This is a genomic window from Legionella sp. JM-2024, assembly GCF_055389095.1.
In genome coordinates this window covers 2,025,373-2,048,767 of sequence record NZ_AP039388.1, presented here as the reverse complement: position 1 = coordinate 2,048,767, position 23,395 = coordinate 2,025,373, and the positions used below count along the sequence as shown (strand labels likewise).

Below are 23,395 nucleotides of genomic sequence, written 5' to 3'. Positions count from 1 at the left end.
TTATTTATCCGACGAGATAACCTTGGGGACTAAATATAAATTATCTTCAAACAAAGGAGCCATGGCTTCTAATTCAGCAAGACATTCAGCTTCCGTTACTTCATCTGGTCTTAAGCGTTGATTAAGGGCCAGAGGATGAAAAAGTGGGGCTACTTGACTGGTATCTATTGCTTTAAGCTGGTCAACAAAATCCATGATGGCACTTATTTCTTGAGTTAATTTTGTAGTATGTTCAGAATCTTCATTCAAATAAGCCAGTTTTGAAATACTTTCAAGGTCTTTAGTGGAGATCGTCATGGCTGTGTCCAAAGATACAAGGTTATACATTATAGCGTCATTGTTCTAAAAATGAAGCATTAGTTTGATTATCTTCTCTATATCTGACAAATTTTTTGTCAGGTACAGAGAGTTATCCTATCAGTTCACTGATGCTGGTTAGGGCTGAATGTTTTCCTTACCAGAATTACTCTACGAAGCATGCTACTCATTTCATATCAAAATTAAATTTAAAATGAAGGAGTAAGTTGAGTTGGTTGGACTATTTCTACGAACGAATATTGAGATAATTTAATATTATTAGGGGATTGCAAGATTCTTGCAGATCAGCGGTTTTACAGTAGAATGAACATTTGTGAGAATTAAAACAATAGAGAATATTATTCATGTTGCAACAATATAAAACCAAGGGTGGAGTTCATGTCGAGTTTTCTCAACAGACGCTGGATTATCAACAAGGCATAGACTCCTTGTTAGAACGTCTTGATTCCCAACGCGGAGCGGTATTTGCCTCAAGCTTTGAATATCCTGGACGTTATACTTGTTGGGACATGGGATTTTATAATCCCCCATTATGTATTATTTATCAAAATGATGTCATTAGTTTGGAGGCGCTAAATCAACGAGGAGAAGTTTTGTTATCTTTTATTTCCCCTTTGCTAAAAGCAAGCAACTCCTGGCAGATAATTAACCAAACTCTTAGTTTTTGCCAGTTAAGAATACAATCCTCGGATAAGGCTTTTAATGAAGAAGAGCGAAGTCATCAACCTTCTGTATTTAGTGTTATTCGTATGCTGTTAGATTTTTTTAAAACCGAAGATGATTCTTATTTAGGTTTATATGGTGCTTTTGGATTTGATTTGATACATCAATTTGAAGAGTTAAAGCGTTGCAAATCCAGAGATAAAACGCAAAGAGATATGGTTCTGTATTTACCCGATGAGATTTATATAGTGAACCATCGTAAGGAAGAAGCTTTTGTAAGACGTTATGATTTTCAATATCAAGGTCGATCTACTCAAGCTTTGGTCAGAGAAGGACAATATTCTCCTTACAAGCCTACTGATAAACCAAACAGAAATTGTGATCATGAACTGGGTGAATATGCCAAGGTCGTCAAGAAAGCTAAAGAAAAATTTGCTTGCGGTGATTTGTTTGAAGTAGTTCCAAGTCAAACTTTTTATACCCATTTTAGCGAACAGCCGTCGACACTATTTCACCAAATGCGTGAGCTAAATCCATCTCCGTATGGTTTTTTCATTAATTTGGGTGAAGAAGAATATCTGGTTGGTGCTTCACCAGAAATGTATGTTCGTGTCCAAGGCAAAAGAGTTGAAACCTGTCCGATTTCAGGCACTATTAAACGCGGAGCTGATGCTATTGAAGATGCTCAGAATATTCAAATATTATTAGATTCAGAAAAGGAAGAATCAGAGTTAACCATGTGCACTGATGTTGACAGAAATGATAAGTCACGTATCTGTGAAGCAGGCACTGTGAAGGTCATCGGTCGACGTCAGATTGAAATGTATTCACGACTGATTCATACCGTTGATCATGTCGAGGGTATTTTAAGAGACGGTTTTGATTCAGTGGATGCTTTTTTAACTCATATGTGGGTCGTTACAGTGACAGGAGCTCCTAAAATTTGGGCTATGAATTTTATTGAAGAACATGAAAAATCACCTCGTAAATGGTACGCTGGGGCAGTGGGATGGTTCGGCTTCGATGGAAATTTAAATACAGGGTTGGTCTTAAGAACAGTTCGTATAGAAAAGGGAATTGCTGAAATTAGAGTTGGCGCAACTTTACTTTATGACTCCATTCCGGAAGCGGAAGAAGAAGAAACGAGATTAAAAGCGTCTGCATTTTTAGATATTTTGCAAAAACCATGGCAAAAGTCGAAAAAGAAAGTTGAAAATATCATTTTGACAGGAAAAAATAAAAGAGTTTTACTAATCGACCATCAGGATTCTTTTGTTCATACTTTGGCCAATTATTTAAGACAAACCGGGGCAGATGTCGTGACAGTCCGGTATGACAAGGCAATTGGTTACATGGAAAATAATCATTTTGATTTGATAGTGTTGTCTCCAGGTCCTGGGAAGCCAAGTGATTTTAAACTCTCAGAAACAATCCATGCTATCCTTTCCCAGGGGATTCCAATATTTGGTGTTTGTTTGGGCTTACAGGGTATTGTTGAATATTTTGGGGGTGTGCTGGATGTCCTTGATTATCCTATGCATGGAAAATCTTCAGTGATTAAGGTATTAAATACTAATGGATTATTTACTGATTTAGGAGATTGTTTTAAAGCTGGAAGATATCATTCGCTTTATGCCAGATCAGAGGCAGTACCCAAAGAACTGGAGGTTACTGCGCTAAGTGAAGATGGCATAGTAATGGCAGTATCTCATAAACAGTTACCTGTTTATGCAGTTCAATTTCATCCTGAGACAATCTTGTCTTTGTCAAATCAGGCAGGTTTAAAAATAATCATCAATCTGATGAATATGGTGAGGGACAATGGGTAAGAAAATACTGATTTTATATTTTATATCTATTTTATTAGGGATATTGACAGGTACTATCGCTTCTTTATTTCAATTGGTTATTGCACAACTAGATCACCTATTAGAGATGTTTTATCATGTGGTTAATAGTTATGGATTACCTGGAGGACTCGTTTCAGCATTGGTTTCTATGGTTATGGTATTTGCTGCTTGGATGATGGTGAAATACATAGCGCCAGAAGCTGCAGGAAGTGGCGTTCAAGAAATTGAAGGCACCTTACTCCATATACGGCCAATCTTTTGGAAACGGTTAATACCAGTAAAATTTATTTCTGGCGTATTGTCGATTTCTGCAAAAATGGTTGTAGGTAGGGAAGGTCCAACCATTCAGATGGGTGGGAATCTTGGACAAATGCTAGGAGAGTTGTTTCGGCTGACACGCCATCGACGCGATACTTTAATAGCTGCGGGCTCAGCAGCAGGGTTGGCTGCTGCTTTTAATGCACCCTTGGCCGGTGTATTGTTTGTTATGGAAGAGATGCGTAACCAATTTAATTATTCATTCACCAATTTTAAAATGGTTGTCATTTGCTGTGTGATGGCAACCATTATTTTGCATCTTATGGTAGGATCGCAACCCGCTATTCAAATGAAGGTATTTGAATTACCCACTTTGGCTTCCTTATGGCTATTCTTGCTTTTTGGGATATTAATGGGACTAGTTGGCTTGCTCTTTAATATCGTACTAATGAAGACACTCGGATGGCTAGATAAACAAGATCCTAAAAAGAAAAAATACTATGTTTTGGGTGTTGGTTTTTTGGTAGGTTATCTGGCTTATTCTTATCCTGCTACGGTTGGTGGAGGTTATGTTATTATCGGTGACGCACTGACTATGTCGCCCGCCTTTAGTGTATTATGTACTTTAGTCTTTTTTCGCTTTATAACTACGATGTTGTCATATTCAAGTGGAGTGCCTGGGGGTATCTTTGCGCCGATGTTGGCATTGGGGACACTGGTCGGATTGGCATTTTTCCATTTGTTCCAATGGCTGAGTATCGATTTTTCGGTTGAACCTGGTATGTTTGCAGTTGCGGGAATGGGGGCGCTTTTTGCGGCTGCGGTACGATCACCAATTACTGGTGTCGTTCTGGTCGTTGAAATGACCAAGAATTACTCTTTAATTCTTCCTCTCATGATTACCTGTATTACCGCTACAACAGTGGTGCAGTTAGCACGAAATGAGCCTATTTATACTCAATTACTGGAGCGAAGCATCAGACTAAGTCAAAAAATGAATTTAAAGCAGTAAGACATGTTAATCATTCAGTGGCTAGGGCGGAGAGTATTGAGCTCAATTGAAAAAAACTCTGTCAAGAACACTCAGGACTTGCTTCTGAAGCAGCACATCAAGCTTTTGGATAATTTGAATGGATCCCGTACAAAAAGCTTCGCTTTTTTACGGGATAACGTTCGTTTAGAGACATAAAAGTCATAAATGCCTTTTATGTCGAACTCACGTTAATTAACATTAATGACTATTTTTCCGAAATGATCTCCTAGCTGCATATATTGCAAGGCTAATTCTATTTGCTCCAGATCGAATTCAGAATCAATGACAGGTTTTAATTTGTTATTTTCAAGTGCATTGAACCAGTGTTTATGTGCTAATTTCCACAATCTGGCTTTTTCTTTAATGCTCTGAGGTCTGAGTACAAAGCCATTAATCTGTAATCTTTTTTGCATGATCAATGCCAGACTGCATTCTACTTTGCTTCCTTTAAGACAAGCGATTTGGATTAATTTACCTTGTGGTTTCAATAAGTGTAAATGCTTATTGAAATAATCACCACCTACAAAATCTATGATAAGATCGACGGAGTTATCCTCAATCAATAATTCAAAGTCCTGTTCCTTATAATGAATGACTTGATCTGCTCCTATGGCTAATGCTTTGTCTATTTTTCTGGAATCACCGACTGTGGTTATCACTTTTGCCGTTGTTAATTTAGCCATTTGAATAGCTAATGAAGCTATCCCACTGCCGGCTCCATGAATTAACAGAGTTTGACCGGAACGTAAATCACCTAAATCATAGAGTGTTGCATAGACTGTAGTTAATGCTTCAGGAAGTGCTGCCGCGAGTGAAAAATTCCAATGTGAAGGGACATGATATGCCAAAGAAGCTTCTACAGGGCAAATTTCAGCGTAACCCCCACTCCCCACAAGACCGTAAATTTTATCGCCTAATTTAAATTGTTTTACTTTGGATCCAATGGCTATTACTTCTCCAGCCACTTCCAGTCCAAGAATATCTGATTCTCCAGATGGAGGAGGATATTTTCCAAATTTTTGCATTAAATCAGCTCTATTTAATGCAGTAGCTTTAACACGAATAAGAATTTGAGATTCCTTAAATTTAGGACTTGGACCTTCAGCAAGAACCAGCTGACTATGAGGTCCTGGATTATTAATTTGTATGTAACGCAAAATAAGATCCTTTTTAGAGTGAGAATGCATAGTTTGATAATTTACTATATTATATCTTTTATAGCTCGTATAATGATTTAAAATCGATAAGCTATTGCGTTTATACTTATGTTTTTACATGTACATGGTTAGTTAATGGCTAAATTTAATCATCAGAGTTTGTTTGCTTGGCTATTTATAGTTCCTCAGTTGGTTATTACCATCGTGTTTTTTATTTGGCCTGCTTGTAGTGCATTATTACAATCATTTTTTTACACCGATGCATTTGGTTTACAGAAACATTTTGCTGGGTTGACCAATTTTTTTGATTTATTCCTTGACCCCAGTTATGCAAAGGCAGTGGGGGTTACCTTTGTCATTGCAATTAGTGTGACTTTCATTACCATGAGTCTGGGACTCCTCATGGCCACCTTGGTGAGCTATAGAGGGAAAAGTCAGGGTGTCTATAAGTCTTTATTGATATGGCCTTATGCAATAGCTCCTGCTGTTGCAGCAATACTTTGGCGTTTTTTATGCCACCCAACATTAGGTTGGTTAACTCATTCACTAGAGTTTTTGGGAATTCATTTTAATTATGTAAATGATGCCAATCAGGCTTTAGTGGTTGTCATTTTAACAGCCAGTTGGCAGCAATTTAGTTACAACTTCCTATTTTATTTTGCTGCAATCAAAGCGGTTCCACAGACTTTAATTGATGCGGCAACCATGGACGGAGCAAATGCTTGGCAAAGGTTCTGGCAAATAATTTTACCAATTTTATCGCCCACTAGCTTTTTCCTGCTAATAATGAACTTAATTTATGGTTTTTTTGATACATTTGGGATTATTCAAGTTATGACTCATGGGGGGCCGGGTAATAGTACCACTAACTTGATTTACAAAGTTTACGAAGATGGTTTTGAGGGAATGGATTTGGGAAGTTCATCTGCCCAATCTGTTTTATTAATGATTATTGTAATTGCAGTTTCATTATTGCAATTCAAATACCTTGAAAAAAAGGTTCATTACGAATGAAACAAGTAAAACGTTTTTTGTCGCATGGCCTGATATTGTTGTTCATAGGAATGATGTTAACACCTTTGTATTTGGCCGTCGTTGCTGCGAGTAATGAGGGGGCTGCTATGATGCATTCCCAATTACCTTTGATACCAGGGTCTTCATTTTTTAAAAATATCAAAAGTGTGTTAACTGAAGGATTGGCGGTAACTGGCGGTGAGCCAATCACTTTAATGTTAATCAATAGTCTACTTATGGCATTTATCATTGCAGTAGGTAAAATCATTTTAGCATTAGGATCTGCTTTTGCTCTGGTATACTTTGACTTTCCTTTTAAAAAATCTTGTTTTGCCTTGATATTTGCGACGATGATGTTGCCAGTAGAAGTAAGAATAGTTCCTACGTTTCAGGTTGTGGCTTCCTTTGGCTTATTGAATTCATTTTCGGGTTTAACCTTGCCATTATTAGCATCCGCTACTGGAACTTTTTTATTTCGACAGTTTTTTAAAACCATATCCAAAGAGTTAGTTGATGCTGCTAAATTGGATGGAGCAGGCCCGTTAAGGTTTTTTATCGATATTGTATTACCTTTATCAAAAATTCAAATTTCTGCTTTGTTTGTAATCCTGTTTGTTTATGGCTGGAATCAGTACTTATGGCCGCTGGTAATAACCACCGAAACTAAAATGACAACTATTGTGATGGGTATTCGTTATTTGGCCGGAGTAGCGGATCAGGTACCAGAATGGCACTATATTATGGCTGTTGCATTGATTGCACTCATACCACCTTGTATGGTGGTCATGTTGATGCAACGATGGTTCGAAAAGGGATTAAAATAATGGCAACACTGAATTTGATCGAGGTATCAAAACAAGTCGGACAAACTACTATTCTGAATAAAATCAACATTGATATCAAAAAGGGAGAATTCATGGTGGTTGTTGGTCCTTCTGGTTGTGGTAAATCTACTTTGTTACGACTGATAGCAGGGCTTGATGTTTTAAGTTCAGGAAAAATCCTTATTAATAATCAATGCGTTAATGATATCCATGCTGCTAAAAGAGATATGGCCATGGTATTTCAAAATTATGCTCTTTATCCTCATATGACTGTCTTTGATAATATGGCTTATGGATTGAAATTAAGACACTTCAGTAAACCAGATATTAATAAAAAAGTACGTGAAGTGGCAAATTTATTGCATTTGACTGCCTATTTGGAAAGAAAACCACAGGCTCTATCTGGTGGACAAAAACAGAGAGTGGCTATGGGTAGAGCGATAGTCCGATCTCCAGCAGTTTATTTATTTGATGAACCATTGTCTAATTTAGATGCGAAGTTACGAACTGAAATGCGACATGAAATAAAAAGGTTGCATCAACAATTTAATACTACCAGTTTGTATGTTACTCACGATCAAACAGAAGCCATGACGATGGCAGATAGAGTTTTAGTCCTTAATCAAGGTGAAGTTGAACAAATTGGAACTCCCCAAGAACTTTATCAAAGCCCAGCTACTCAATTTGTGGCAGGATTTACAGGACATTATCCAGTTAACTTTATTTCCGGCAAATATAATAAGTTAACGAATGGTATTCAAACTGATTTAGGTATAGATTATTCAGCGCCGGTTTGGTTTCGAGCTATTGAGGATAAAACGGATCTTATTTTGGCAATTCGTCCTGAACACGTCCAGCTTTGCTCTAATCGAAGCAAGGGCACAGTTGAACTTATTGTCGAATTTATCGATGATATGGGTGCTGATAAATTGATACAAGCGAAGTGTGTTAAAAATGGTGAACTGATGAATTTAAGAATTTCAGCGGATCAGGTGATACCAGACGGACAGTTACTCGTGGAACTACCTAAATCGCGGTTGCATATATTTGAACAGAGAACAGGAAAACGTGTGGGAGAGTGGCGTGGCTAAAGAAAAAAATAAATTAAAACCAATTGATACCCCTCTGTATGGATATTGGCAAGCACTATATATGTCTTTTTATTCAAAGTGGCTTTATGTTGATGTAGCGAAACGTTGGCGCGGTATCGGTTTGATTTACCTTTTATTGGTTATAGCAATTTGTTCGATACCTTTTTCTTTGAGAATAGCTTTTGATTTTAATAAAACCTTTAATAGGCAAATTATTGAGCCTTTGTTGCAATTACCTACTGTTTATGTGCAAAGTGGTAATGTTATTTTTGATAAACCGATGCCGTACTTGATTCGAAATGATAAAAATCAGGTAGTCATAATTATAGATACAACTGGAAAAATAACTGAATTCACAGACAAATATCCCTATCTTAATATTTTAATCAATAAAAATAGTATTAATTTCAGATTACCAACGCCTGAATTGTTAGGGGTTACTGTGGCACCAGACAAGAATGGTGTCCCTATAGTCCAGCCTCTTGATAAAGAAATGAACATGGTATTTGATGGTAAAAAAATTATTCGGGATAATGCAATTTCAGGATTGAAATACGCTTCTCAATTGATGATTTATCCCATTGTGGTTGCTATTCTATATTCAATTATGGCGGCTGTATTATTAGTCATTGCATTTTTGGGACAGGTATTTTCCAGAGTCTTTTTTTCATTCTCTATATCCTTTATAAAATCCAGCCGACTACTTATGGTTGCGTCCACACCTATGTTAGTAGTTTTAGCGATTATATTATCGCTTAATTTTGTTTTTCCTGGATTTGGGGTTATTTTGTTAGCATTCCTGGCAGCTTATTACAGCTATGGTATTTATGGTTTCAGAGCCGAAAGTAGGCAAATGGTGTCTAAATGAGAGAGCTAATCCACTTTGCCCATGGCAATGGATTTCCATCTCTTTGTTATAAACAACTGTTGAATCAATTGGAAACTCGTTTTGATTATTGTTTTGTAGATAGAATTGGACATGATCCTGATTATCCAGTAGGTGAAAATTGGCATAACCTGGTTAATGAAGTCATAGGAAGTATCAAACGACAAGCCAAACAACCTGTGATTGCTGTAGGACATTCACTGGGAGGAGTACTTAGTTTGCTTGCCGCAATAGAACAACCCCAGTTGTTTAAAGCGGTTATTATGTTGGATTCACCTCTAATAGGTCCTTTTAAATCCAATATGGTGCGTTTGGCGAAGACTTTAGGAATAATAGATAGAGTCACTCCAGCCTTTAGAACGAAAAAAAGACGGGAGCATTGGCAAAATCATGAACAATTAATTGCTTATTTAAAAACCAGAGATTTATTTAAAACTTTTACGGAAGAATGTTTGAATGACTACATTAACTATGGCTTGGAATATAAAGAGGATGGGTATTACTTGAGATTCGATAGGCATATTGAATACCAAATATATCGAACAATTCCACATGTTATTCCAAGCTATAAAGGTAAATTGGTAATTCCTGCAGCATTGATCTATGGTGACAAAAGCACCGTAGTTGATAGAATGGATATTCGATATATGAAAAAACACTTTTATGTAAAATGTTTTAAAACTATGGGTACACATTTATTTCCAATGGAGCACCCTCAAGCAGTTGGGAAGCAAGTTATGGAGGCGGTTGATGCTATAATTTGATTAGACCTCTTGCTTAAACTGTGGATTTTGTTTTAGGACAAGATGCTGGTGTTTTATTGAAAACACTTGCAACACGATATAGGGCACTAAACACGGTTTAAGTGAGTAGCTATTAAATTCTTTAATTTGGATTAGCCTATAATAAGGAGAATTTTGTGTTACAACTCATATTAATATTAGCAACATTTGGTGCAGCAGGAATATTATTAACTCGACAAGCATCGATCACTGTATGGGCTATTAGTTTTTCTATTTTTCTTGGTTTAGTCTTACGTTATGCTTCTCCTGGTATAATGTCTCAAATCGTATTATGGTCAATCGAAACAATATTGGTTTTAGGCGCCATTAAACCCTTAAGAAGAGAAGTATTATCAAATTATTTATTTAAAATAGTTAAAAAAGTAATGCCTTCAATGTCCAGTACGGAAAGAGAGGCTTTAGAAGCGGGTACTGTGAGCTGGGAAGGTGATTTATTTAGTGGTAATCCCAACTTTTCTCTTTTAAGAAATGCTCCTTCAGTTTCATTAACGGATGAGGAACAGGCCTTTGTGGAAGGCCCTGTTAATACTCTTTGTGAGATGTTGGACGACTGGGATATTACCCATAACAAAACCGATTTACCTCCAGAGGTCTGGCAATTCATAAAAGATAATCGATTTTTGGGAATGATAATTCCAAAACAGTATGGAGGACTTGAGTTTTCTGCTACTGCGCAAATGTCAATTTTGGTAAAAATTTATGGTCGTTCTATTACTGCAGCCACGACTATTTCAGTACCTAATTCGTTAGGCCCAGGAGAGTTACTTTTAAAGTACGGAACCGAAGAACAAAAAAATTATTATTTGCCAAGATTAGCTGATGGAAGAGAAATACCTTGTTTTGCTTTGACTGGACCTAATGCCGGTTCAGACGCAGCCTCTATTCCTGATCAGGGTATCGTTTGTCGACAGGAATTTAATGGTGAAACAGTATTGGGAGTTCGTTTGAACTGGGATAAGCGATATATTACTTTATGTCCCGTGGCTACTGTTATTGGATTGGCATTTAGAATGTTTGACCCTGACAATTTATTAGGAAAGGGAGATGACATCGGTATTACCTGCGCACTTATTCCTGCAGCAACTCCGGGAGTTATAAAAGGACGTAGGCATTTCCCTTTGAATACCGGGTTTTTAAATGGCCCAACTCAAGGTAAAGATGTTTTTATTCCTCTCGATTATTTGATTGGTGGAGCTTCTATGGCAGGACAAGGATGGAGAATGCTAATGGAATGCTTAAGTGCTGGACGAGCAATTTCCTTACCATCAAGTGCTAATGGTGGCGCCCAAGCAGTCGCTTTAGCATCAGGTGCTTATGCCAGAATTCGTAAGCAATTTAACCAGCCAATTGGAAAATTCGAAGGAATTGAAGAGCCTCTTGCACGAATAGCTTCAACTGCTTACATCATTGATTCCGCTCTGACTATGGCCGCGGCAGCGATAGATCATGGATCTAAACCTTCTGTAGCAGGTGCTATTCTAAAGTACCATACTACGGAAAGAGCGAGACAATTAGCATTGGATGGAATGGATATTCATGGTGGTAAAGGGATATGCCTTGGCCCAAATAATTATATGGGAAGGGGATATCAAGGATCTCCAATTGGCATTACTGTCGAGGGCGCTAATATTTTAACTCGGAGTCTAATTATTTTTGGACAAGGAGCGGTTCGTTGTCATCCATATGTATTTAAAGAGTTAGAGAGTGTCAGAAACAATGATCTGGTTGAATTTGATAAATCATTTTTTGCTCACATTGGTTTTGTGATTGCTAATTTTACTAAGTCGATTATTTTTGGTTGGACAGATGCTCGTTTTAGTAAATCTCCAGCCAGTTCAGTGAAGCGATATTATCAATTAATTCACAAGTACAGCTCCAATCTTGCTTTTTTAGCAGATTTTTCAATGATTATTCTCGGTGGTGAGTTAAAGCGTAGAGAAAAATTATCAGCTCGTTTGGGTGACATGCTAAGCTGCTTGTACATGGCTTCAGCTGTTTTAAAGCGATTTTATGAAGACGGTGAGCCAAAAACCGATCTACCAGTAGTGCACTGGAGCTGTCAACAGTTGATGCATGAATGTGAAGCCGCAATGCAAGGTGTTATTATTAATTTTCCAGCTCGATGGGCCAGGATCTTTTTGTCTCTCACCTTGAAACCGCTAGGTAACAAACGACATAAACCTAATGATAACTTAGGTCATAAAGTAGCAAAATTATTGATAGAACCCAATGAGACAAGAAATCGAATTACAAGATTAGTGTATAAAAAACCAGGAGAGAATTGTCCATTAGGACGGATGGAAGAGGCATTCCATAAGATTTGTGCAGTTGAAGAGCTGGAACGTAAAGTGATGAAGGCTGTTAAAGACAATGTTCTTAAATCACTGACATTCCAAGAGCAAATATTGGAGGCACTAAATTGTCAGATTTTAACTCCGGTCGAAGCAAAGCAGCTAGAGGAAGCCGAGTTGGCCAGACAAGATGTAATTAGAGTAGATGATTTTGCTGATGAGGAGTTACGACGCCCATCGTTATCTGGCAGTGAGTCAAAATTAAGAAAAAAGATCCAAGCCAAGGATGATATAGAAACTGAAACAGTTTAATTATTTTATCTAAAAATTTAAAATATTAAATTAATCCAGTCGTAATCCAGGCGTTGTAGTATTACTGCAAATTCTGGATTACCTTAGTTAAGCTAACCAGGAGGGATGTTAGTAGAATTTTACCGTATTCCTATTTCGTTTATCCCCAATTATGAAAAATTAAAAAATCTAATACTAGCTTATAAAATAAAGCAATTTATTCGATTTATTTTCTCAAACAGTTTATCGAGATATTCAGCGAGTTTGTATTTAAGCTATATTGAGTTAGAAAAAACTCAAATATAATTTTACTAATGCATAACTATTGAAGCAGTATCCTTTACCAGATTAAGCCAGTATAATAAGTTTGACTCGGAAATGAATTGTTATGCCCCATATATATAACGGTGAATTGTATTGAGTTCAAATTGGATTTCTTACTTTTTAAATGGGATCGTAGATTTTCTTGGATATATTCGATAAAGTGGATAAGTAAGAACTGCCAGACACTTCATCAGGAGATTGACAAAGTTAAAAACTAGACTTTGTTTTAACTTTCTTCCAAAGCCTTATCGGGCATTGTAATATTTAACTCAAGGACTGCACTATCTTCCATACGCTCTAAATTAACACTCACTTGATCTCGAGAAATATTAATATATTTTGCGATCACTGCAAGAATTTCTTCCTGCAGTTTGGGCAAATAATCTGGAGTATTGCGCTGAGAACGCTCATGTGAAATTATAATTTGTAAACGTTCTTTGGCAACAGATGCAGTAGAAGTTCTTCTGCGTAAGTAATTGAAAATACTCATATTGTCACTTCCTCCTTGTTTTTACTGAATAAGCGACGAAATATACCTTTTCTATCATTACTTATAAAACGCATGGGTTTGTCTTCACCCAGAAAACGCGCTATAGCATCCTGATAAGCAAGTCCGGCATCGCTTGCTTCATCAAGAATAACTGGGGTACCTGTATTTGATGCTTTAAGCACAGATTTTGACTCAGGGATGACGCCAATTAAAGGAATAGCTAATATTTCCTTCACATCTGTTACAGACAACATTTCTCCGCGTTCTACACGTTCAGGGTCGTATCGTGTTAATAACAGATGCTCTTGTACAGGTGTTTTATTTTCTATAGCTCTTTTTGTTTTGCTGGCCAATATTCCTAAAATCCTGTCCGAATCCCTAACTGAGGATACTTCTGGATTAGTAACAACAATAGCATGATCAGCAAAATACATTGCCATCAGAGCCCCAGCTTCAATTCCAGCAGGGGAATCGCAAATAATAAAATCGAACTCTTTAGCTAAATCATTTAAAGTTTTTTCGACACCTTCAAGAGTCAATGCATCTTTATCTCGAGTTTGTGATGCAGGCAGTATGCAAAGATTAGGAACCCGTTTGTCTTTGATTAGTGCTTGATTTAAATTAGCCTCACCATTAATCACATTGATGAAGTCATAAACGACACGTCTTTCACAGCCCATGATGATATCCAGGTTTCTCAAACCAATATCAAAATCAATAACTACGGTTTTGTGCCCCAAAAGAGCAAGCCCTGAAGAAATAGCTGCTGATGAAGTAGTTTTTCCTACTCCGCCTTTTCCTGATGTAATTACTATTATTTTAGCCAACGCTGAACCCTTCCCATTTTTCGATTCAACACAATATTTAACCAACAGTTTACACGCTATTGATTCAATAATTCAAGCTATCGATTATCTAATTCTGATAAAAACTAAATCAAAAAATTATAGTGATATATTTATATAACAAATGTTTAATTATTTTAAAGTTTGTAGTAAACTATTTGGTTATTTAATTACTGGAGTGAGTTAAAATGCCTCTTTCCATTGTGCAACAATCATTAACCTTTGATGATGTATTGCTGGTTCCTGCCCATTCTACCATCCTGCCTAAAGATGTTTCATTGAAAACCAAATTAACTCGTGTCATTAATCTGAACATGCCTTTAATTTCAGCCGCTATGGATACTGTGACTGAAGCGCGGTTGGCTATTGCTTTAGCACAAGAAGGGGGTTTGGGAATTATTCATAAAAATATGAGTATAATCGATCAAGCCGAAGCGGTTAGACGAGTTAAGAAATTTGAAAGTGGTATGGTTAAAGATCCGATCTCAGTGACTCCTGACTTGACTGTTAGAGAACTTCTGGATGTTATGACGAAATATAATTTTTCAGGGGTTCCAGTAGTTGATGGTGAGCATTTAGTAGGAATAGTAACCAGTCGAGATATTCGTTTTGAAACGAACATGGATTTAACAGTAGCACAAGTGATGACTCCAAAAAGTCGTTTGGTTACTGTAAAAGAAGGGGCAAGCCGCGAAGAGGTAAGAAGCTTATTGCATAAACATCGTATAGAAAAATTATTGGTTGTTAATGAAGATTTTGAGTTACGTGGACTCATTACCGTAAAGGACATACAAAAAGCAAAAGATAATCCATATGCTTGCAAAGACAGCTCTGAACAGCTGCGAGTTGGTGCTGCTGTTGGTGTTGGTGAAGGTACCGATGAGCGTGTCGCTGCACTGGTTGAATCTGGGGTTGATGTGTTAGTAGTGGATACAGCACATGGCCATTCTCAAGGTGTATTAAATCGGGTGAAATGGATTAAAAAGAATTATCCCGATGTTCAAGTCATAGGTGGTAATATTGCAACTGCAGTCGCAGCCAGAGATTTATATGAAGCGGGTGCTGATGCTGTAAAAGTTGGAATAGGCCCAGGCTCAATTTGTACTACTCGAATAGTTACTGGTGTTGGTATCCCACAAATCAGTGCTATAGCAAATGTTGCGCAAGAACTTAAAGGGAAAATTCCCGTGATCGCTGATGGAGGGATACGTTTTTCTGGTGATATTTGTAAAGCATTGGCTGCTGGTGCTGACACAGTAATGCTTGGCAGTATGTTCGCAGGTACAGAGGAATCCCCTGGCGAAATTGAATTATATCAAGGCCGTACTTATAAGAATTACAGAGGGATGGGATCAATTGGAGCAATGTCTCTGGCACAAGGCTCAAGTGATCGATACTTTCAAGATGCCTCTTTAGGGACAGAAAAGTTGGTACCTGAGGGAATTGAAGGTAGAGTGCCTTATAAAGGACCTGTTCAAACCATTATTCATCAATTATTAGGAGGTTTACGATCCTGCATGGGTTATACGGGATGTGCCACAATTGAGGAGTTGCATACTAAAACTGAATTTGTACAGGTGACTAATGCGGGTATGCGTGAATCACATGTGCATGATGTGAACATTACCAAACAAGCTCCCAATTATCAGGTGGATAATTAATAATGACTGATTTAAAAAAATGCCCACTATTAATCTTGGATTTTGGTTCTCAATACACTCAATTAATAGCACGACGTGTTCGTGAAATGGGGGTTTATTGTGAAATATACCCTTATCATATTGATCATGAGCAATTTAAGAAATTAAATCCTTGTGGTGTTATTTTGTCAGGAGGACCTTCTACTGTAACCCACGATGCTAATCCAAGAGCGCCTCAATGGTTATTTGAAAGTAGGCTACCTCTGTTAGGTATTTGCTATGGGATGCAGACGATGGCAGTACAATTGGGTGGTCAAGTGCAGTCATCAACATTAAGAGAGTTTGGATACGCGGAGCTACGTTTACATGGCCATAGTCAATTATTAGCTAATATTGAAGACCGTACTGCAACAGATGGCAGCGCTTTATTAGATGTATGGATGAGTCATGGAGATAAAGTAACTCAATTACCGTCAGGCTTTAAAATTATATGTGAAACACGTAATGCACCGATAGCCGGTATGGCTGATGAGAGTCGTCAAATGTATGGCTTACAATTTCATCCAGAAGTCACTCATACATTACAAGGGTTACGTATTCTTCAACGTTTTGTCGTAGATGTTTGTAAAGCACCAACGGAGTGGACTCCGGAGAACATCATTGAGGAAACCATCAATAAAATTAGAAAACAGGTAGGAAAGGAAAAAGTCTTGCTTGGCTTATCAGGAGGTGTTGATTCTTCTGTAGTAGCTGCCTTATTGCATAGGGCAATTGGAGAACAATTGGTTTGTGTTTTTGTTGATACAGGCTTACTCCGACTTAACGAGGCAGAACAAGTACTGAGTATGTTTGGTCGGCACATGGGAATACATATAATTGCAGTCAATGCCGAGGACAAGTTTCTAACTGCTTTGAAGGGTGTGACATGTCCCGAGGAAAAGAGAAAAATTATTGGTCGGACTTTTATTGAGGTGTTTGATGAAGAGGCACAAAAACTGACTGATATAAAATGGCTAGCGCAGGGAACAATTTATCCTGATGTCATCGAGTCAGCAGCGACGAGTACTAATGATGCTGCAGTGGTTATTAAATCCCACCATAACGTAGGTGGCTTACCTGATACCTTAAACCTCAAATTACTGGAGCCTATTCGAGAGCTTTTTAAGGACGAAGTTCGTCAAATAGGTCTTGAGCTGGGGCTCCCACACGACATGGTATACCGACATCCGTTTCCAGGGCCAGGCTTGGGAGTTAGAATTTTAGCAGAAGTAAAAAAAGAATACGCAGATATTTTGCGTAAGGCAGACGCTATTTTTATTGAGGAACTTCATTTAGCACAGCTTTATCATAAAGTCAGTCAGGCATTTGCAGTTTTTCTACCTGTCAAGAGTGTTGGTGTAATGGGTGATGGGCGTCGTTATGATTATGTAATTTGTCTACGTGCAGTGGAAACGGTTGATTTTATGACTGCTCATTGGTCAGAGCTGCCTTGGGAGTTTTTAGGCAAAGTATCCAATCGAATTATTAATGAAGTAGAAGGCGTGTCACGAGTAACTTATGATATTTCCGGTAAACCACCTGCAACTATTGAATGGGAATGAATGATAAATTGTATACATTTCCCACAATTTCAAAATCTTGGGAAAAGTCAGATTTGAAGGCAGATTGAACGAAAATGATTGTGAAAAAGCGCAGCATAACGGGTTATGTGAGTATTCTTCAGAAAGGATTTTTGGTGAACTGTGCTGAATAGTTATGATAAATTTTGGATGCAACTGGCCTATGAACAGGCGGTTTTAGCCCAGAAGGAAGATGAAGTTCCTGTTGGAGCTGTATTGGTTAGTAAAGACAATAAATTATTAGGTGCTGGTAGAAATATTCTTGAAAAAACGCATGATCCGTCTGATCATGCGGAAGTCAGGGCAATACGACAAGCCGCACAAAAATTAAATAATCACAGATTATTAGATACGACTCTTTACGTTACTCTTGAGCCTTGTGTTATGTGTGCGGGACTTATGGTTCATGCACGCATCAAACGTCTGGTATTTGCTACCCGAGATTTTAAAGCAGGTGCAGCTGGTTCAATATTTAATGTATTACATGGTTCCCAGTTAAACCATTCAGTATTGATTGATGAGGGAATTATGCAGAAAGAGTGTTCTCTATTATTGTCTGATTTTTTTAAACAGCGTCGGTAGTGATTTATGTTTTATATCGAACTCACGTTATTTAATACTTGTTTTTAGATAATTCCTGGATTAACTTTTCACGTAAAATCTCTTTTTCCTCGTGATTCAAGGGCTGTCCGATTTTATTTGAAATATAAAACATATCTTCAACACGCTCACCGGCTGTAGCAATTTTTGCATTATGTAAATGGATATTTAGAATAAGGAATACTCGACTTATGGTTGCTAAAAGACCGGGTCTATCACTGGTTACCAGAAAGAGTTGGGTGTGATGATTTAGACTGTCATCAATAAAAGTAATTTGCGTTTTAACATTAAAATGAGCTAAAGCCCTAGGTAATCTTTTACGAGAAATAGCAGGTAACCGTTCTGTACCAGTAAGGTATTCACACAGTTCTTTTTGAATACCTGCAGCACGTTGCTCATCCAAAAATGCCTGATTGTTTTCATCTAAAATAACATAAGTATCCAAGTCAAATTGGTTATCACAGGTAATAATTGCTGCCTCTTGAATAGTAACGTGATGATTACTTAGTACGGAAGTTGTAATAGTGAATCGTTCATCTCGGTGAGGCATATAGATGAATACTTCCGTTCCACCTTGACTGTGATGTGGCATGATGATCACTACTGGAAATTTCTTACAGCTCAGAATCGCTTTAGTGTGTCTGGCTATCACTTCGGGAGATTCATGAAGAAAATATTTTCCCTTAAATTGATTCCATAAATGGTTTATTGCATCATGAGATAAACCTTCAGAAATTAAAATGTTCAACGCGTATTGTTTACGGATAGATATTAGAGCTGCTTCATCAACCAATTCTTGTTCTTTATGGAGTCTGGTTTTTGCAGCATGATATAATTCTTTAAGTAAAGAATCCTTCCAGGCATTCCAAAGAGTAGGATTAGTACCGCAAATATCTGCGACAGTTAGTAAATAAAGGTAATCCAGATATCTTGAGTGAGGTAGCAACTGGCAAAATTGTTCTATGGTTTTGGGATCATAAATGTCTTTACGTTGTGCTGTGTGTGACATTAACAAATGATAACGGACTAGCCAGACAACTAATTTGCCGTCTTCTTCACTCATAAAGTGTCGTTGTGCAAATTGCTGCGCTTCAATTGCACCTAATTCGGAGTGATCTCCTCCTCGGCCTTTGGCAATATCATGAAATAAAGCGCTGATGTATAAAATTTCCTGTTTCTCCAAGGTTGTCATAATCTTGGAGCATAAAGGAAATTGTTTCGAGTATTCGTCGTTTTTAAAACGCGATATATTACGAATAACAAACAAAGTATGTTGATCAACAGTATAAGCATGAAATAAATCATATTGCATTTGTCCAGTTACTGTAGCAAAGCAATCAAGATAGCGCGCTAAAACACCATATCTGTTCATTCTTTGTAATGCATCGTAGGGGGCATTGGCAGATCTGAAAATGTCGATAAATATATTAGCTGTTACTTTTGATTCTCTAAAACGCCTACCCATTAAAAATAATGATTCTCTGATTAACCTTATTGTGCTTGCTCTTACTCCCTCTATATCAGGTCGTATGGCAATCCAATGGAATAATTTTAATAACGATTGAGGATTCTGACTAAACACTCGAGTATGGCGTACTTCAATGTATTGGTTTGAGAGTTGAAATTCATTATCCAAGTGAGCAATTTTTTGTTTTTGATGATAGACTATCGTTTCATTGAACCATTGCAATAGCATTTCATTAAGCTCTCTATTGCGTTTGATCACTTTAAAATAGTCCTTCATAAATTGTTCTATACCTAGAGAATGAGGCAGATCTTGATATCCAAAAAATTGGGCTAATTTAACCTGATAATCAAATGATAAACGTTCTTCAGGTTTTTCAGCTAACATATGCAGAGCAAATCGGACTCGCCAAAGAAAATGTTGGCAGTACTTCAATTCCTCATATTCTTTATCAGTAATAAAGCCATAAACAATTCCCTCTGCTAATTTTTTGATTTTAAAATGACGTTTACTGATGCTGAGCAGGATTTGCAAGTCTCTTAACCCACCTGGACCGTTTTTGACATTCGGTTCAAGGTTGTATGCTGTCTCTCCATACTTGGCATAGCGGTTCTGTTGTTCTTGAAGCTTAGAAAAAAAATATTGATGACTTGGCCACATATGCAAAGTGTGTGTTTGATAGATTAATTCTTCCATTAATGCGCCATGCCCACATAATAAGAACATATCCATAATTGTGGAAATAACACTCAAATCCTGGCTGGCTAAATCAGCGCAGGAAGACACAGTAGTCATTTGATGGCTGACTTCTAATCCGACGTCCCAACAATCTTGAATAAATTTTTGAGCACGTTGGAGCTGAATTTTGCTTATTTTTTCAGTATGTAATAATAACAAATCAATATCTGAATAGAGTTGAAGTTCTCTTCGCCCGTAACTTCCAAGTGCAAGGAGACAGAAGTTATCTCCTTGGTGTAATTTATTTTTAACAAATAAGTTAATTAATACAGTATCAATAAAAACAGCGAGTTTGCGGGTAATGGAAGTGATGTTTGCTTTCTGACTAAAATCGTTACACAGCTTCTCTTTAAACTGTTTAATCGTATTCTTTATAATGCGATTATCGTTCTTCATCGCGCAAAGTCAGTATTTCAACACCTGTGTCGGTTACCAAGAGTGTGTGTTCCCATTGAGCTGAAAGGCTATGATCCTTGGTAACAACAGTCCAATGATCTGGCAATAACCGTGTATGGTGTTTTCCTATGTTGACCATAGGTTCTATTGTAAAAGTCATGCCTGGCTCTAATTTCAGTCCTGTTCCAGGAACTCCATAGTGCAATACTTGTGGATCTTCATGGAATACCCGGCCAATGCCATGCCCGCAGTAATCACGTACAACAGAACAACGATTTTTTTCAGCATGTTGCTGAATAGCATACCCTATGTCACCGAGCTGAACACCAGGTTTAACCATGTCAATACCAATATTTAAACACTCATGAGCTATCTGAACTACATGCCTGGCTTTAACTGATGGGGCACCCAACATAAACATTTTACTGGTGTCACCATGGTATTCATTTTTTATGACAGTGACATCAATATTGATGATGTCACCATCCTTTAATGTCTTTTTTCCAGGTATCCCATGACAAACCACATGATTTATTGAAGTACATATCGACTTGGGGAATCCGTTATAATTTAATGGTGCAGGAATTGCCTTTTGTACACTGACAATATAATCATGGCAAATAGTATTTAATTCATCAGTGCTAATACCAATCTGAACATGTGGCCCTATCATTTCAAGCACTTCGGCTGCGAGTCGACCGGCTACCCGCATTTTTTCTATTTCTTCAAGTGTTTTAATTGTGACGCCCATTATGGTTTATCCAAAATTATAAATGTTAGCACATGGCTAAGAGGAGCAACAATACTCTATTTGATACCGCAAGAATATATTGTTCAGACAAGTGACGCGCAAACCGGATGATTTACCATGGCCAGTCACTCAAAAATATGAACTATAATTAAGATAATTCTTAATTAAAATAGCATTGATTTCAGGATTTTTTATGAACCCTAAAACGAAAAAGAATGTTGCACGTACTTTAGTATTTGCTCTTTTTATCCTTGCTAGTGCAGCCGCTGCAGCTTATTTTGGGTTCTTATAATAATGACTTATTTAACCCATATTGTAACTTTATTAGTTACGTAGATTAATAATAGATTAAGTCACTATATTGTTTGTGTAGATTAGCGCTACATTATTTCATCATCAGAGAAAACTTAGTGAAGCTCAATACTTATTTAATATCAATATCAGAAAAAAGGATCCTATCTAAAATATAAATATTGAGATCCGCTAATCATTCAGAGCAAATCTACACAATCATAGAGAAAAATTTTTAATTTTTATGTGCTTTTTTTCATGTTTTTATATTGTGATTTTTGTTCATTGGTAAGTAGATTATAAATTTGATTTTTCATCATAATCCGATTTTTTAGCATGGTTCCTGTTATTTTATTTCTTTGACTGATTAAATTATCCAATTTTACTTCATCCAATTTCTCATTAGCAACAAGAGCATTGATTTGCTGCTTAATTGCCTTGAGTTGATTATAGTTGGTTTTCATTGTATTGCGTGCCTGAGTTTTAATTGCTTTAATTTTAACTTTTTGCTCTTCAGTCAAATTCAATTGTTTGAATGCTTTTTGGTGATCGTGACAATGGCAAGGTTTGGATTGATTGTTGCCACTTATGTTGGCAAAAACAGGCTGCCCCAAGGTAAATATTAATGCAAAAACAGCTAACCAGATCGATTTTTTACTCATAATCGTTTCCTCTTAATTTTATGTTAATACGATACTCCTGAGTGCCACACAGTTTAAAACTTCCATGCAGAATGCAGTATAGATCAAAATCAAGTTATTAACATAGTTCTACTTATGAATTAGCTTTACTCAGACTATTGAATAGCGGAAATGATGAATTTTATTGCTGAGTTTGCATGAATATGTTATAAATACCGCGCTTTAAATACACACACGTTTCGTCACATGCGATAGGGTCCCTCAGGGGTTTCGTATGGGAAGCGTGGAGGCTTAACCCTGGAGATATAATATTATGAATAATGTAAGTATGCGTGAATTGCTTGAAGCGGGCGCTCATTTTGGACACAGAACACGTTTTTGGAACCCCAAAATGAGTGAATTTATTTTTGGATCAAGAAATAAAATCCATATCATTAATCTAGAAAAAACTTTGCCTATGCTAAATGACGTAATGAATTACGTTGGTCGATTAGCAGCAAATAAAGCTAAAATTCTTTTTGTAGGTACGAAAAGAGCAGCTCAAGAGAGTATTCGAGAACATGCAACGCGATGTGGTATGCCTTATGTTGATCACCGATGGTTGGGAGGCATGCTGACAAACTATAAAACAGTTCGTCAATCAATATTCCGATTGAAAGAATTGAAAGAAATGAAAGAAAAAGGGCTGTTTAATGACATGATTAAGAAAGAAGCCCTAATGCTCACCAGAGAGCTTGAAAAACTGGAACGTAGTTTGGGTGGAATTGAGAACATGGGTGGCTTGCCTGACGCCTTATTTGTAGTTGACGTTGGTTTTGAGCATATTGCAGTTGAAGAAGCTCGTCGATTGAGAATTCCAGTAATTGGCGTAGTAGATACAAACAATAGTCCTGACAATATTGATTATGTTATACCAGGTAACGATGATTCAATGCGAGCAGTAGATATTTATGTTCGTTGTATTGCAGATGCTATTTTAGATGGTAAAAACAGTAATACTGTTGGTAGGGTATCATCCGATTCAGAATTTGTAGAAGTGGCCTCAAATTCTAAAGAAGAAAAATCTGAAGAATAATTACTATTTGAATAAAGGGGGCTTGAATTCAATATGCCCCC

19 protein-coding genes are annotated in these 23,395 nt (G+C 37.1%); 12 read left to right on the top strand and 7 right to left on the bottom strand.

Going from position 1 to position 23,395, the window contains the following annotated elements:
* Entirely contained in the window at nt 1-297 is a 297-nt protein-coding gene (gene gatC / locus ACZ5EK_RS09050) for an Asp-tRNA(Asn)/Glu-tRNA(Gln) amidotransferase subunit GatC (protein WP_464429194.1), read from the bottom strand.
* Nucleotides 298-662: 365 nt separating this feature from the next.
* Here gatC and ACZ5EK_RS09045 point away from each other — a divergent pair, with 365 nt between their 5' ends.
* Nucleotides 663-2,810, top strand: a complete 2,148-nt coding sequence (locus ACZ5EK_RS09045) for an anthranilate synthase component I (protein ID WP_464429193.1) — start codon at nt 663-665, stop codon at nt 2,808-2,810.
* Nucleotides 2,803-4,101, top strand: coding sequence for a H(+)/Cl(-) exchange transporter ClcA (gene clcA / locus ACZ5EK_RS09040; RefSeq protein WP_464429192.1), 1,299 nt, complete (start codon nt 2,803-2,805; stop codon nt 4,099-4,101). The genes ACZ5EK_RS09045 and clcA overlap by 8 nt, the downstream gene beginning before the upstream one ends.
* 209 nt (nt 4,102-4,310) lie before the next feature.
* Here the strand turns inward: clcA and ACZ5EK_RS09035 are convergent, their stop codons facing one another.
* Nucleotides 4,311-5,279 (bottom strand): NAD(P)H-quinone oxidoreductase, encoded by a 969-nt coding sequence (locus tag ACZ5EK_RS09035; RefSeq protein ID WP_464429191.1) that lies wholly within the window; start codon nt 5,277-5,279, stop codon nt 4,311-4,313.
* A gap of 135 nt (nt 5,280-5,414) precedes the next feature.
* Between ACZ5EK_RS09035 and ACZ5EK_RS09030 the strand changes: the two genes are divergently transcribed.
* From ACZ5EK_RS09030 to ACZ5EK_RS09005, 6 genes are all read left to right on the top strand, one after another.
* The gene (locus tag ACZ5EK_RS09030; protein WP_464429190.1) at nt 5,415-6,293 is read left to right on the top strand and encodes an ABC transporter permease subunit; all 879 of its coding nucleotides are present in this window, start codon (nt 5,415-5,417) and stop codon (nt 6,291-6,293) included.
* Nucleotides 6,290-7,117 (top strand): sn-glycerol-3-phosphate ABC transporter permease UgpE, encoded by an 828-nt coding sequence (ugpE, locus tag ACZ5EK_RS09025; protein ID WP_464429189.1) that lies wholly within the window; start codon nt 6,290-6,292, stop codon nt 7,115-7,117. The genes ACZ5EK_RS09030 and ugpE overlap by 4 nt, the downstream gene beginning before the upstream one ends.
* On the top strand, nt 7,117-8,208 hold the full coding sequence (locus ACZ5EK_RS09020) for an ABC transporter ATP-binding protein (protein ID WP_464429188.1): 1,092 nt from the start codon (nt 7,117-7,119) through the stop codon (nt 8,206-8,208). The genes ugpE and ACZ5EK_RS09020 overlap by 1 nt, the downstream gene beginning before the upstream one ends.
* Nucleotides 8,201-9,076 (top strand): DUF1189 family protein, encoded by an 876-nt coding sequence (locus tag ACZ5EK_RS09015; RefSeq protein WP_464429187.1) that lies wholly within the window; start codon nt 8,201-8,203, stop codon nt 9,074-9,076. Before ACZ5EK_RS09020 ends, ACZ5EK_RS09015 begins: the two co-directional genes overlap by 8 nt.
* On the top strand, nt 9,073-9,858 hold the full coding sequence (locus ACZ5EK_RS09010; RefSeq protein ID WP_464429186.1) for an alpha/beta fold hydrolase: 786 nt from the start codon (nt 9,073-9,075) through the stop codon (nt 9,856-9,858). Before ACZ5EK_RS09015 ends, ACZ5EK_RS09010 begins: the two co-directional genes overlap by 4 nt.
* Before the next feature lie 155 nt (nt 9,859-10,013).
* Nucleotides 10,014-12,500 carry an acyl-CoA dehydrogenase gene (locus tag ACZ5EK_RS09005; RefSeq protein WP_464429185.1) on the top strand — a complete coding sequence of 829 codons (2,487 nt, stop codon included), beginning with the start codon at nt 10,014-10,016 and terminating at the stop codon, nt 12,498-12,500.
* Nucleotides 12,501-13,029: 529 nt separating this feature from the next.
* Here the strand turns inward: ACZ5EK_RS09005 and minE are convergent.
* Complete coding sequence (gene minE / locus ACZ5EK_RS09000) at nt 13,030-13,293, bottom strand: cell division topological specificity factor MinE (RefSeq protein ID WP_464429184.1); 264 nt, start codon at nt 13,291-13,293, stop codon at nt 13,030-13,032.
* Entirely contained in the window at nt 13,290-14,120 is an 831-nt protein-coding gene (gene minD / locus ACZ5EK_RS08995; protein WP_464424012.1) for a septum site-determining protein MinD, read from the bottom strand. Before minD ends, minE begins: the two co-directional genes overlap by 4 nt.
* Nucleotides 14,121-14,326: 206 nt before the next feature.
* On the opposite strand from minD, the gene guaB reads away from it, so the two are divergent.
* From guaB to tadA, 3 genes are all read left to right on the top strand, one after another.
* Nucleotides 14,327-15,799: an IMP dehydrogenase gene (gene guaB, locus ACZ5EK_RS08990; RefSeq protein ID WP_464429183.1), complete on the top strand. Its 1,473-nt coding sequence runs from the start codon at nt 14,327-14,329 to the stop codon at nt 15,797-15,799.
* A gap of 2 nt (nt 15,800-15,801) precedes the next feature.
* Nucleotides 15,802-17,379: a glutamine-hydrolyzing GMP synthase gene (guaA, locus tag ACZ5EK_RS08985; RefSeq protein ID WP_464429182.1), complete on the top strand. Its 1,578-nt coding sequence runs from the start codon at nt 15,802-15,804 to the stop codon at nt 17,377-17,379.
* Nucleotides 17,380-17,523: 144 nt separating this feature from the next.
* On the top strand, nt 17,524-17,979 hold the full coding sequence (gene tadA, locus ACZ5EK_RS08980; protein ID WP_464432477.1) for a tRNA adenosine(34) deaminase TadA: 456 nt from the start codon (nt 17,524-17,526) through the stop codon (nt 17,977-17,979).
* Nucleotides 17,980-18,010: 31 nt separating this feature from the next.
* Here tadA and glnD read toward each other — a convergent pair whose 3' ends face one another.
* The 3 genes from glnD to ACZ5EK_RS08965 form a co-directional block, all read right to left on the bottom strand.
* Entirely contained in the window at nt 18,011-20,596 is a 2,586-nt protein-coding gene (gene glnD, locus ACZ5EK_RS08975; protein WP_464429181.1) for a [protein-PII] uridylyltransferase, read from the bottom strand.
* Nucleotides 20,583-21,347, bottom strand: coding sequence for a type I methionyl aminopeptidase (gene map, locus ACZ5EK_RS08970; RefSeq protein WP_464429180.1), 765 nt, complete (start codon nt 21,345-21,347; stop codon nt 20,583-20,585). The genes glnD and map overlap by 14 nt, the downstream gene beginning before the upstream one ends.
* A gap of 533 nt (nt 21,348-21,880) precedes the next feature.
* Entirely contained in the window at nt 21,881-22,300 is a 420-nt protein-coding gene (locus ACZ5EK_RS08965; protein ID WP_464429179.1) for a Spy/CpxP family protein refolding chaperone, read from the bottom strand.
* 292 nt (nt 22,301-22,592) lie between these two features.
* On the opposite strand from ACZ5EK_RS08965, the gene rpsB reads away from it, so the two are divergent.
* Entirely contained in the window at nt 22,593-23,354 is a 762-nt protein-coding gene (gene rpsB / locus ACZ5EK_RS08960) for a 30S ribosomal protein S2 (protein WP_464429178.1), read from the top strand.
* The last annotated feature ends 41 nt before the right edge of the window (nt 23,355-23,395 follow it).

Excerpts from the sequence above, each read along its gene's own strand:
- minE (WP_464429184.1), bottom strand. The coding sequence starts at position 13,293 with ATGAGTATTTTCAATTACTTACGCAGAAGAACTTCTACTGCATCTGTT.
- guaB (WP_464429183.1), top strand. The coding sequence starts at position 14,327 with ATGCCTCTTTCCATTGTGCAACAATCATTAACCTTTGATGATGTATTG.
- map (WP_464429180.1), bottom strand. The coding sequence starts at position 21,347 with ATGGGCGTCACAATTAAAACACTTGAAGAAATAGAAAAAATGCGGGTA.
- ACZ5EK_RS08965 (WP_464429179.1), bottom strand. The coding sequence starts at position 22,300 with ATGAGTAAAAAATCGATCTGGTTAGCTGTTTTTGCATTAATATTTACC.
- ugpE (WP_464429189.1), top strand. The coding sequence starts at position 6,290 with ATGAAACAAGTAAAACGTTTTTTGTCGCATGGCCTGATATTGTTGTTC.
- ACZ5EK_RS09010 (WP_464429186.1), top strand. The coding sequence starts at position 9,073 with ATGAGAGAGCTAATCCACTTTGCCCATGGCAATGGATTTCCATCTCTT.
- ACZ5EK_RS09020 (WP_464429188.1), top strand. The coding sequence starts at position 7,117 with ATGGCAACACTGAATTTGATCGAGGTATCAAAACAAGTCGGACAAACT.
- ACZ5EK_RS09045 (WP_464429193.1), top strand. The coding sequence starts at position 663 with ATGTTGCAACAATATAAAACCAAGGGTGGAGTTCATGTCGAGTTTTCT.
- gatC (WP_464429194.1), bottom strand. The coding sequence starts at position 297 with ATGACGATCTCCACTAAAGACCTTGAAAGTATTTCAAAACTGGCTTAT.
- clcA (WP_464429192.1), top strand. The coding sequence starts at position 2,803 with ATGGGTAAGAAAATACTGATTTTATATTTTATATCTATTTTATTAGGG.
- ACZ5EK_RS09030 (WP_464429190.1), top strand. The coding sequence starts at position 5,415 with ATGGCTAAATTTAATCATCAGAGTTTGTTTGCTTGGCTATTTATAGTT.
- rpsB (WP_464429178.1), top strand. The coding sequence starts at position 22,593 with ATGAATAATGTAAGTATGCGTGAATTGCTTGAAGCGGGCGCTCATTTT.
- glnD (WP_464429181.1), bottom strand. The coding sequence starts at position 20,596 with ATGAAGAACGATAATCGCATTATAAAGAATACGATTAAACAGTTTAAA.
- guaA (WP_464429182.1), top strand. The coding sequence starts at position 15,802 with ATGACTGATTTAAAAAAATGCCCACTATTAATCTTGGATTTTGGTTCT.